Origin of the sequence: Streptomyces sp. NPDC093600, from assembly GCF_044764755.1 — a bacterium.
Classification (GTDB): Bacteria; Actinomycetota; Actinomycetes; order Streptomycetales; family Streptomycetaceae; genus Streptomyces.
The window spans coordinates 286,179-296,700 of record NZ_JBIWIU010000010.1; the positions used below are offsets into that span (position 1 = coordinate 286,179).

The window sequence follows — 10,522 nt, forward strand, 5'->3', positions numbered from 1 at the left end:
CGATCATCTCTAGGAAGCGACGCGCGGAGCGCTGCTCTCGTGACCGCGAGGCGTCACAGCCCTGCGCGTGCCTGGTGAGTCAGGCGCCGACTTGGTGAGTATCTGGCCAAGGAGGCGGCGTACTCGTGGCCGTGTCGGCACCCCGCGCGCTGTGCCCGCCCGTAGGCGTCGGTGAGCTTCTCTGCCACCGTGAGGTTCTGGCCGTGGTCCTGGGCGGCCGGCACGAGGACGAACCACACGTAGTCGCCGACGCCGGTTCCCTGGGGACGCTGGTGCATGAAGATCTGCAGGGGCGGTGTCAGGGCGGGCAGAGTGTGGTTCGTCAGGAAGACGGCAGCGAGGCCGATGAGGGCGAAGCGAATTGCAGGGCATTCGGCCGACCGGCGGTCAGCAGGTCTGGAGTGCGGGCCCGGACCACGCTGCGGTCCCGGGCCTCGATGTCGGGACCGGCGTGTTGCGGGGTGGCCGGCCATGTCTCGGCGAGGTGGCGCTCGGCGACAGGAAGCACGCCGTTCCCGGCCGGGCGGCCGGGAGGCGGTGGGTCTCTGTCGGGGGAGGGAACGTGCACTCATCGACGGGATGCCGTGGCCGAGTCGGCGCAAGGGATGGTACTTGAGTGAGTGTCAGGTCCATCATGCCTGTTCGGAGGCGGTTGCGGTAGGACGCACGGCACGTCCGTTCGACCTTGTGGCAGCAGGTACGGCGCGCCAGACTCGTCGTCATCCACTCTTCGGCCAACTTGTCGGCAACCTTCGTCGGTTGTCGGCGAGTTCGCTGTGCTGTCTCGCCGTGTGGCGTGCACCGGTCGGGGGTGGGGGGACGAAGGGGATCGATGGATCAGGACATGGTTGTGCTGGCGAGGGTCAGGCTGCTCAGTGCCAACCGGCGGGTGGTGCGCGGTGTCGAGGGGTTGTGGATCTACCGCCTTCTGACCCAGGTCGAGCCGGAGGCGTACGGGTCCAAGCTGGTGTACGTCCTGGTGGAGGCGAGCGCGTCGCCCCTGGTGCGGGAGTTGCCTGAGCGACGGTTGGCCCTGTTGGACGAGGCCGTGGAGGTGGCGACGGCCCTCGGTACGTCGAACCCTTACCGGGCAAAGATGCTGGCGAGGGCCCTGGCTGCCAGGCAGCGGGAACGGGAGGACCGCCCGGCGGAGCCGCTCGCGTCCGATGGGCGGGAGCGTCGGGCAGCCCTTCAGGAAGAGCCGCAAGAACACGCATGACCCGGTGGTGTCGGGCGTCGACTCCCTGGACGGTGAAGTAGGGGGCCCAGCCTCGTGTCTGAATGGAGAGGCGCCCGATTCCTCGGATGTACAGGGGCCGTGACGGCACGCCGGACCCTTGGCGCCGGGCCCCGGGCCGATCTGCCCGCGGAATGCGCTGGCGTTCGCCTGCTCGACCTCGAGGAGTGCGCAGCCGTGGTCTCTTCCGCCCTGACCCTGCGTCACCTCTGGGCATTCGCTGAGCCCTCGGCACGCGTTGAGCATCTGGACGCCCTGAGCTGGTCGACCACGACCGCGGCTCGCGGAGCTCTTCGCCGAGCGGCCGTTGGCGCTGCCCACCCGGCTCGGCGAAGCCCCGGGGAACCCCCCCGGGGCTGCCGGACGGTCAGAAGCGGGAGGCTCGTGAGACCTCGCACTTGGTGTACTCGGAGCCGTCACCGGTCCCGGGATACGGGGTGGTCAGCTCGGCCTTGACGGACGCGCCCGCCGCCACCGCGATGGCGGTCTTGAAGGCGGTCGCCGGGACGACACTGCCGCCGGCGGCGCCGGTGAACTTCATGGTGACGTTGTAGTCGTAATCCATCGCGCCGTCGTTCTTGACGGTGACCCGGGCGACGAGATTCTTGGTCGCCGGGTCGTACTTGCACTCGTCGATGGTCACGTCGCGGGCTGCCTTGTCGGCGCTGCTGGAGCCGCCGGGCAGGGAACCGCCGGATGTGCCGCCGGAGGTGCTGTCGTTGTCGCTGCCGTGGTTGCTGCTGCTGGAGCTGCTGCTGTTGTTGTCGCAGCCGCCGCCGCCCGAGCCGCGGGCGCCGGTCAGGGCGACGACAGCGATGCCGAAGACAGCGATCGCGCGGACATGGCGCATCTTCATGTTTCGATCCCCGTTAAAAGTGGTAGAAAAAGTGGCTCCTTGACGAGCGCACGACACCCTAGCAGCGGTCGGAGGGTTGCCGGTTCCAGCGGGCGACCTTCCGTCTGTCCCTTCGGTTAGTCGTAGAGACAGCCTCCGGGATACGACCCGGTCGGCGATGTGCTGCGCGGCACTTCGGGTCTCGAAGAACCCTTGCGATGTCGTTGCCTTGACCAGTGCGCTTCTGGTCCGATGGGGGCCGCGTGGGGTGCTGGAGCGCTGCACCCCGCGAAAGAGTCGGTGGCTGACCGGACTGCACGATCGGTGCAGCCACGCAGCCTCTCGAAGCCCTCGTCCCGCTGTTCGATGTCCGTGGCGACGAGCTTCGCCACCGTCGGCGCCAAGAGGGACAGCGTGCTGACGTAGAAGTTCAGGCACAGCTCCCCTCTCGCGGTATCAGCTCTCCGGCAAGAAACCGACGTGCCATCCCACGCACCGCGCTTCCCGACCTCAACGGCTCCTTGGCGAATGGAACGTAAGCCCACGTTCCTCAAGGCTGCCGACAGGGGGCGGGAAGGTGGTAGCCAGCCTCACCGCGCGTGCGCTCGGCCAAGATGCGCAAGGCAGGCGTGTCGAGTCCTGCAACGACCGCGTCACACGCAGCCACGGGTCAGAAGGCCGAGAGGCGGTGCCTGACGGCGCAGGGCCCGTCAGAACTGCGCGCGCAAGCGTCGACCAGCTTCTTCCGCCTGTCTCTGGTCGAAGCAATTCGAAGCAGGTGCCCGAGCTAGCGTGTGGCGATTCCCCTGGCCGCGAGGATCTCCAGGGCGCCGGGAAGCATGTGCTCCAACTCGCGCTTCCCGGTGAAGAGCTTGAGGGTGGGAAGCAGGTCCAGGTCGTCGAGGCAACGCACGTCGAAGAGGTCGTCCTCGCCGTCCCAGACCGGGGCGCACTCCATGAAGACCTGATGGCCGCCGTCGAAGGTCAGCTCCTCCACGGTGGCAAGCAGCTCCGCTGGTATGTCCAGCTCCTCGAAGTACGTGCGAGCCTCGTCGAGGATGGTGTACTCCAGCTCGTTCTCCTCGACGTAAGCGTCGAGATCCTCGATCCCGCGCTCACGCATGTGCTTTTTCAGGCTGAACACAGGGGTCAGCGTCTCGTCCCAGTACATGAGCTTCTCGATGACGAGGAGCTTGAAGTTGAAGTCACGGAAAACGGTCATGGCGTTTGTATATCAACGGAGACTGACAACCCTGCCGGCCCTCTCGCGTGATGGGAGGCTCCTCGAGCTCATGGCGTTGTAGGTCCGAGCTGCCGACCTGGAACTCGCTGCCCCGGATCGAGCAGTGAGTCGATGGATGGGGGTCATCCCTCTCCGCGCGACAGCGCCCTCATCGTCGGACCTGCCACGGCCAACGCTCCTTCGACCATGCAAAGCCACGACCCCAGAACGGCGTTTCACCCGCCATTGGCTGGATCGACACCGGCGGCGCACAGAACACCGTGTCCGGTAGGGCCCCCGCCCCAACGAATCGCCACAACCCTGCAGCCCCTCACCCCCGCCTCCCCGGACCTTCCAGCACCACCCCAAAGGCCGTTGCGGTGGCTATTGACGGGACCAGGGTGGTGCAGTCGCAGTGGGGCGAGGAACACAGGCAGCCCAGTCCGGAGTCACCACCCTGGGACCAGTCGTTGACTGGCTCATGAGCAAGACCGATCCGCTTGCCCGGCGAGCGGTGCGCCTCGACAGGTGGCGGGCCTGGGGTTGCACTGAGGCAGAACGGCACGGTGTGGCGTCTGCCTCGCCACATACGGAAGCGCTGGGCACCCACCCGACTCCGGTCAGGGTTCCCTGCCCCAGCCCTGACTTGGAGTAGGGGACCCTCCGACCGCGCTCCATATGCCCCGTCCGCTCCCGCTGTCAACGGTCTGAGCGGTGGAACTCCCTTCGAGGGGGCTGATCAACTGCCGTGCTGATGATTCACCGGCCCCGTGGCCGATGCCGTTTGGCCAGAGCGTCGTTAGGGCGGGTGGACCGGCCGACGTGGCCGGCAGCGGTAGATGGGAAGAAGAAGAGTGCGGATGTTCGGTGCGCGGCGTATCGCGGTGGTGGCTTCGATGGTGGGGGTGGTGCTGACGGCGCCCGTGTGTATGGCCGCGGCACACGCCGGGGACAGTGACGCGGGACCGGGCGGCGTGCTGTCCAATTTGTCCGGCAGGAACTCCTCCGGCCATGCCAACCTCTGCGGAACGGGGAAGGTAGCGCTGTTCAAGGACCGCACGTGCATCTCTGAGGACACCGGTGGGAGGAGCGGCGGTGACCAGGCCGGCCCGAGCGGCGGGATTCTGTCCAACCTGGTGTTCGCCCGCAACGCCTCGGGCCACAGCAACAACTGCGGCAACGAGACGGTCTCGGTGATGAGCCGCACCACGTGCGTCACCGTGGACCGATCCAGCCACTGATCTGAACAGGCTGGCACATGCCCACCTACAGGGCCGGTGGGACGTGGCGTCGTCCATCGTCACGGTTCACCGGCCCCTTCCGGGGAGCGATGAGAGAGCAGGCAGTACGGGTGAACACAGCCTCGGCCCAGTTGACTATTGGTGTGGTGGCGCCGCTGACGGGGCGTCTGGCCCCGCTGGGCAAGCCCTTGACGTACGTTCTGAAGGCGCTGGCACCACAGCTGCGGCACCTGCGAAACGGCAGCCGACGTTATGACCTGTCAATCGTCGTGCGCGACAGCCGCTCTGAGCCGGCGGCTGCCCGGCAGGCCGTCCACGACCTGGTCACTGCCGACCAGGCACACATCGTGTTGACCATGGCCGGGACCCAGGTACTACCGGCTGTCGCGGACGCCTGCGAGGAACTGCGCGTCCCGTGCCTGTCGACCACCTTCCCGTGGCAGGCCTATGTCCACTCCCGCGGCGCCACCCCGGGGCACTCCTTCCGGTGGACCTACCACTTCGCCTGGGGCCTGGACGACATCGCCACCGCCTTCGCCCGAATGTGGGAGCAGATCGAGGGGGCCCCCACCGTCGGCTGCCTGTGGAACGACGACCTCCAAGGCAGCCTGCTCCGCCACCAAGAGTACGGGTTCGCCCCGGTGACGTCGGCACGCGGACATGCCCTGGCCGACCTCGGCCCCTACCGCGAACCCGCAAACGACTTCCAGACACAGGTCGCCCGTATGCGGGAACACGACGCCGACATCGTCACCAGCGCCGCCACCGCCGCCGACCTGGCCCTCTTCCACCGCGAGGCCCGCCAGGCCGGGCTACGGCCCCGACTGATCACCTGCTCTCGGTGGCTGACCTACCCCCACACCCACACCACTACCGCCCCGCACATCCACGCCGAACTCGCCGACGCCCGCGTCGCCACCCTCGTCTACTGGAGCCCCAACCATCCCTACCGCTCCAGCCTCGACGGCACCACGTGCGCCGACCTCGCCCACGGCTACCAACGTGACACCGGCGAGACCTGGCTGCAGCCACTCGGCCTGGCCCACGCCCTCGTGGAGACCGCCCACCACGCACTGAGCACTGCCGACGACCCCACCGACCATGCTGCGATCGCCGACGCCCTCGCCGGCACCATCTTGTCCACCATCGCGGGCACCCTCGACTGGAAGCGGGGGCCCACCCCCAACATCGCGCTCCTCCGCCTGGCTGGCGGCCAGTGGCACCCCGGCCCCAAGGGCCCGAGCCTCGCCATCGTCACCAACCACGACGCCCCTGACATTCCCATCACGGGCACACTCCGACCGACCTGACCGGGCGCCGCGCTCTGACCCGGTTGCCGAAGTGCGCGAACACCTGCCCGCCATGGCACCCGGGTCTGGGGTGCCGATCAGAGCGGCAGGGCGCCACCCGACCCCGGCAACCACGGGTCGTCGTCTTGCACGGGGATCCGGCCCATGCCTCACCTGGCGGACAGCGGAACAGACCGGAAAGATCCGCGTGAGGTGGCCGTCGCACATGAGCGGGCGGCATGGTTCCCCTCACGGCGGCCGATCAGATGAGAGTGCTCTCCTCCACATTCTCCATGCGGGCGTAGAGCACGGCTTCGTTGATTTCGAGGCTGTTGATCAGCCGCAGGGCGTCGAGATCGTCGCGCCCAAGGCGTCCCCGGCATCACCACTGGAATCACCAGGCCGTCGCTGTGGCGACAACCCGTCGCCTGCGGGTGGCACCCGGAAGTGGTGCTCGTGCTCTGGGCGTCGATCACACCCGCGGAAGGCTCGCCGTCCCGCCCTTCCTTCTCCCGCAGCAGCTGCCGGAGCAGGCCATTGAGCTGGGCGAACACGCCCTCGTCGGCCCATTTGGCGAAGTAGCCGTAGACCGTGTTCCAGTGCGGGAAGTCGTGCGGAAGGTAGCGCCACTGCACCCCGGTCCGGTCCACATACAAGATCGCGTCCATGATGTCGCGCAGGTCATGCTCGGGCGGCCGGCCGAAGTCCAGCGGCCTGCCGCGGCGCTCGAAACGCCAGGCCGCAAGGACTGGCTCGATCAACTCCCAGCGGGCATCGGACAAGTCACTCGGATACGGACGTCGCTTCGCCATGCTTACGGCGTACCGCTCCACACGGTGGCTTTATCGAGCAGTAGCGACGTCGCTTGTCGATGGGTTTGGGAGGCGCCCTGTTCCACGGATGGGTGATGTCGACGAGTTTGGGAGGCACCGGGGTTCTTGCCAGGGCAGCATCGGGATGCTCCTGGTGAAAGGTGCTGGTCATGCCGCGGATGTCGAAGGTCGAGCTGTACGCGGCGATCCGGCGTGACCACCGTGGCGGCATGTCGATGCGGGAGCTTGAGCGCAAGCACGGCGTGACGTGGCGGACGGTACGGAAGGCGTTGGATTCGTCCTGGCCGGAGCCGCGCAAGAAGCTGCCGCCGCGGGCGACCGGACTGGACCGCTACAAGCCGGTGATCGACGAGATCCTGCGGGCGGACCTGGACGCGCCGCGCAAGCAGCGGCACACGATCACCCGGATCTTCCATCGGCTGGTCGAGGAACACGGCGCCGACGTCTCCTACGGGATGGTCCGCTACTACGTCGCGGCCCGGAAGCCCGAGATCCTGGTCGAGTCGGGCAAGGCCCCTCTGGAGGCGTTCGTCCCCCAGACCCACCAGCCCGGTCACGAGGCGGAGGTCGACTTCGGCGACGTGACGATCCGCCTTGCCGGCGAGCTGGTGACCTGCTACCTGTTCTCCTTCCGCCTGTCGTATTCAGGCAAGGCCGTCCACCGCGTGTTCGCCTCCTGCGGCCAGGAGGCGTTCTTCGAAGGCCACGTCCACGCGCTGCGGACGCTGGGCGGTGTCCCGCGAACCAAGGTCCGCTACGACAACCTCAAGGCCGCCGTCGCCCGCGTGCTCGGGCTGAGCCGGGCGAGGGTGGAAGCTGACCAGTGGATCGCCTTCAAATCGCAGTACGCGATCGAAAGCTTCTACTGCCGCCCCGGCATCGAGGGCGCCCACGAGAAGGGCGGCGTCGAGGGACAGATCGGCTACTTCCGCCGCAACCACTTCGTCCCCGTCCCCGAGGTCTCCTCGCTGGCCGAGCTGAACGAGATGGTCGAGCAGTGGGACCGGCAGGACGACGCCCGCCGAATCGGATCCAGGTCCAGGACCATCGCCGAGGACTTCGCGCTCGAACGACCGCTGCTGATGCCGCTGCCGGAGGAGCCGTTCGAGACCGGGCGGCTGTTCACCCCGCGGGTCGACCGCTACGGTCAGATCCCGGTCCGCACAAACCGCTACTCGGTCCCCATCCGGCTGATCGGCAAGCGGGTGCGGGTCATCCTTCACGCCTCTCACCTGGTGGTTTACGACCAGAACGTGGAAGTCGCCCGGCATGAGCGGCTGATCGCCAAAGGTGCCGTCCGCCTGGAACTGGACCACTACCTGGAAGTCCTGGTCCGCAAACCCGGCGCCTTCCCCGGCTCGACCGCCCTCGAACAGGCCCGATCAGCCGGCAAGTTCACCCCGGTCCACGACGCCTGGTGGACCCAGGCCATGAAGATCCACGGCGAGCGGGACGGCACCCGCGCGCTCATCGAGGTGCTGCTGCTCGGACGCCACATGACGCACGAACATGTCGTCGCCGGACTGGCAGCAGCCCTGCGGGCCGGGGCCATGACCGCGGATGCAGTCGCGCTGGAGGCCCGCAAGGCCGCCCAGGCCGAGACCGAGCCCGCACCGGACCCCCGGACCCTCGGCCAGCCGCCGGCGACGGTGACGTCCCTGCACGAATGGCGGCTCGCGCATCTTCCACCGGACACCAGGCCGCTGCCCTCGGTGTCTCACTACGACCAGTTGCTCCGACGCCGCCGCACCAGCGGCAGCGGCCACCGTGAGGGAGAAGCGCAGTGACCATGCCCCGACAGCGAGGCTTGACCGAGCAGGCCGCCGACGCCGCGATCGACTCCGCCTGCCGCCTGCTGCGGCTGCCGTCGATCCGCAACGAATTCTCCGACATCGCCGACCGGGCATCAAGGACCAGATGACCTACCGCGGCTTCCTCGCCGAACTACTGATGGCCGAGTGCGACGACCGGGCCCGCCGCCGGTCAGAGCGGCGGATCAAGGCAGCCGGCTTCCCACGAGAGAAGTCCCTGCGGTCCTTCGACTTCGACGCCAACCCGAACATTGACCCGGCCACCATCCACACCCTCGCCAGCTGCGAATGGATCAAGAAGAGTCAGCCGCTCTGCCTCATCGGCGACTCCGGCACCGGAAAGTCCCACATGCTCATCGCGCTGGGCACCGAGGCAGCGATGAAGGGCTACCGTGTCCGCTACACGCTCGCGACGAAGCTGGTCAACGAGCTGGTCGAGGCTGCGGACGAGAAGCAGCTGAACAAGACGATCGCCCGCTACGGCCGCGTCGATCTCCTCTGCATCGACGAACTCGGCTACATGGAACTCGACCGCCACGGCGCCGAACTCCTCTTCCAGGTCCTGACCGAACGCGAGGAGAAGAACAGCGTCGCGATCGCCTCCAACGAGTCGTTCGGCGGCTGGACGAAGACCTTCACCGATCCACGGCTCTGCGCGGCCATCGTGGACCGCCTGACCTTCAACGGCATGATCATCGAGACCGGCACCGACTCGTACCGCCTCGCCTCCACACGGGCGCGAGCCGAAGAGCCAGCCAAAGCCGTCTGACGGCTTCCCTGCAACCCGCCACCCTTCATGGGTGGCGGGGCGCCGACCAGCCGGTTCTCACTGGCCGAGGGCGCCGTTCTGCTCCAAGCCGTCCATGAACTGCTCGTGCACCCTCAGCTCACGCCCTCTGCCTGGGCTCGTCAGAACGATGGTCTTCGCCTCCGCGAGCGACGTGGGGCCCGCCCCCAGCAGTTCACGCGTAATCACCACAGCATCAAGTACCTCGACCTGGCGCTCACTCAGCAGCCGCTGCACAGCAGCCATCCCGCGGTCCCCTGCCAACAGTGGCCGGCACTCGTCGACGAGCATTTCAAGGCGGGCCGTTCTCTCCGGGCTCAGCCCTCTGATCGCCATCGCGCTGTTCCTTCCCTCGCGGATCCGAACTCCTCCCCGATCATCCCGGACGCTCGGACATCAGACTGCCTTCATTTCTCGTGAAGATCAGCGAGCCAGCGGATCACCACCTGCCTCCCAGACTGCTCAACAAACGCTGCCGCTTGAAGTGAACGAAGCCAACACGGAGTGCGCCCAGGCGCATAACAGTGACGACGGAAGCACGCAGAAAGGCCGGGCGTCTTGGGATGAGACAGGAACAACTCTCATCCCGCCCCGACCGTCACCCCATCCGACCCACAGGTCACAACCGCACCAACAATCTCCCCGTCACCGCAATCCCACGACCTGAGAATCGGCCGATACGCAGGCAGTTCAGGCGAAAACGACCTCTCAAAGAGCGTTTTGTCCCGCCAGGGGTGCTTCATTGCAGTTCAGGTGGCGGACCGCTTCGGGTCGACTGGGGCATTAGACGTCTTTTGTGGCAGATGAGGCGGATGACGGCCTTCGAGGGTCCGTTTCGGCCCCTTCGCTCCTGTCTGATCCCAACCCGCCCCCGGTCACGCCGGTTTGCGCCCTGTGGCGGGACGACGGCCATCGGTATTACAGAAACATGCCTCGTAAGCAGCGGCCGTACCCGAGTGACCTGTCCGATTCCCGTTGGGAACTGCTGGAACCGACTCTGGCAGCATGGCGGGCCGCAAGAAGAGGGAAGGGCCTGGACATCGGGCGACCGCCCGAGCACGATCTGCACCGGATCATGGACGCCATCCTCTACGTCGACCGAAACGGGATTCCCTGGCGGTATCTACCGCACGACTTCGCCCCATGGCAGACGGTTTACGGCTACTTCGCCGCCTGGCAGAAGGACGAGGTCTTCGACCAGCTCAACGGTCTCCTGCGGCGCCTGGTCCGGGAAGCGGAAGGCCGCGATGCCGAGCCGAGTGCCTGC

Annotated in this window: 8 protein-coding genes and 2 pseudogenes; 6 read left to right on the top strand and 4 right to left on the bottom strand. The window is 67.3% G+C overall.

The window, feature by feature from the left end:
- Window positions 1–832 precede the first annotated feature (832 nt).
- A complete protein-coding gene (locus tag ACIRB4_RS24620) occupies window positions 833–1,219 on the top strand; it encodes a hypothetical protein (protein ID WP_403294305.1) in 387 nt (128 codons plus the stop codon).
- A 385-nt stretch (window positions 1,220–1,604) separates the two neighbouring features.
- On the opposite strand, the gene ACIRB4_RS24625 is transcribed toward ACIRB4_RS24620, so the two are convergent.
- Together ACIRB4_RS24625 and ACIRB4_RS24630 are read right to left on the bottom strand one after the other, a co-directional pair.
- Complete coding sequence (locus ACIRB4_RS24625; RefSeq protein WP_403294306.1) at window positions 1,605–2,093, bottom strand: hypothetical protein; 489 nt, start codon at window positions 2,091–2,093, stop codon at window positions 1,605–1,607.
- A gap of 766 nt (window positions 2,094–2,859) precedes the next feature.
- A complete protein-coding gene (locus tag ACIRB4_RS24630; RefSeq protein ID WP_403294307.1) occupies window positions 2,860–3,294 on the bottom strand; it encodes a DUF6892 domain-containing protein in 435 nt (144 codons plus the stop codon).
- Window positions 3,295–4,154: 860 nt separating this feature from the next.
- Between ACIRB4_RS24630 and ACIRB4_RS24635 the strand changes: the two genes are divergently transcribed.
- Together ACIRB4_RS24635 and ACIRB4_RS24640 are read left to right on the top strand one after the other, a co-directional pair.
- Window positions 4,155–4,535 (top strand): hypothetical protein, encoded by a 381-nt coding sequence (locus tag ACIRB4_RS24635; protein WP_403294308.1) that lies wholly within the window; start codon window positions 4,155–4,157, stop codon window positions 4,533–4,535.
- 89 nt (window positions 4,536–4,624) lie between these two features.
- Entirely contained in the window at window positions 4,625–5,845 is a 1,221-nt protein-coding gene (locus ACIRB4_RS24640) for an ABC transporter substrate-binding protein (RefSeq protein ID WP_403294309.1), read from the top strand.
- A 427-nt stretch (window positions 5,846–6,272) separates the two neighbouring features.
- Here the strand turns inward: ACIRB4_RS24640 and ACIRB4_RS24645 are convergent.
- Window positions 6,273–6,636: pseudogene (locus tag ACIRB4_RS24645) on the bottom strand (transposase); the annotation flags it as partial.
- 179 nt (window positions 6,637–6,815) lie between these two features.
- Here ACIRB4_RS24645 and istA point away from each other — a divergent pair.
- Both istA and istB read left to right on the top strand, forming a co-directional pair.
- Window positions 6,816–8,444, top strand: a complete 1,629-nt coding sequence (gene istA, locus ACIRB4_RS24650; RefSeq protein WP_403294332.1) for an IS21 family transposase — start codon at window positions 6,816–6,818, stop codon at window positions 8,442–8,444.
- Window positions 8,441–9,237, top strand: a pseudogene (gene istB, locus ACIRB4_RS24655) (IS21-like element helper ATPase IstB). Before istA ends, istB begins: the two are co-directional and overlap by 4 nt.
- Before the next feature lie 57 nt (window positions 9,238–9,294).
- Here the strand turns inward: istB and ACIRB4_RS24660 are convergent.
- A complete protein-coding gene (locus ACIRB4_RS24660; protein ID WP_403294311.1) occupies window positions 9,295–9,591 on the bottom strand; it encodes a hypothetical protein in 297 nt (98 codons plus the stop codon).
- A gap of 592 nt (window positions 9,592–10,183) precedes the next feature.
- Here ACIRB4_RS24660 and ACIRB4_RS24665 point away from each other — a divergent pair.
- A partial coding sequence (locus tag ACIRB4_RS24665) for a transposase (protein ID WP_403294312.1) occupies window positions 10,184–10,522 on the top strand: 339 nt, incomplete at its 3' end.